General features: G+C 65.3%; 1 protein-coding gene. It reads right to left on the reverse strand.

Annotation, left to right across the window (positions count from 1 at the left end; genetic code table 11):
• Positions 1–529: transposase (locus ACCO56_RS33065; protein WP_433645213.1), on the reverse strand; the 529-nt coding region annotated here is incomplete at its 3' end.
• Between the last annotated feature and the right edge of the window lie 15 nt (positions 530–544).

Here is a 544-nt window from a genome sequence, read left to right on the forward strand (position 1 = left end):
TGGCGAGCACGGCATTGGCCATATGGACCAGCTTTCTGGCGCAGGCGACGATGATCTGATTGTGGTGCTTGCCGGCTTCGAGCAGGCGTTTCCTGAAGGCGACGAGAGCCGGGTTCCAGTGGTTGGCGGCCGAGAAGGCCGCCATGTAGACAGCCTTGCGCAGCCGCTTGCGTCCACCCGCGATGCGACGCTGTCCGACATGGGTTCCGCTGTCCTGATCGAAGGGCGCCACACCGACAAGCGCGGCCGCCTCGGTTCGGCTCAAACGGCCGAGTTCGGGCATGCGCACGACGAAGACCAGCGCGGTGATCTCGCCCAAGCCGGGAATGCTCAGCAGAAGAGCCATCCGATCGGCGAGATCGGCATGGGCCTTGACCTTGGCGGCGAGCTTGGCGATCTCCTTGGAGCGGCGCTTGCTGAGCCGCTGGATCTCGGCCTCGAGGAAGCGCCGATGCGCCGGCTCACTGAAGCGGTCACGCCGGGTCTTGAGCCTGGCAATGTCGTCGGCGAGGACCTCGATCAGCGTCATATGCTCCTGCAAGGC

The organism is Mesorhizobium sp. 1B3, assembly GCF_050958605.1.
In the GTDB taxonomy this organism is placed as follows: Bacteria; Pseudomonadota; Alphaproteobacteria; order Rhizobiales; family Rhizobiaceae.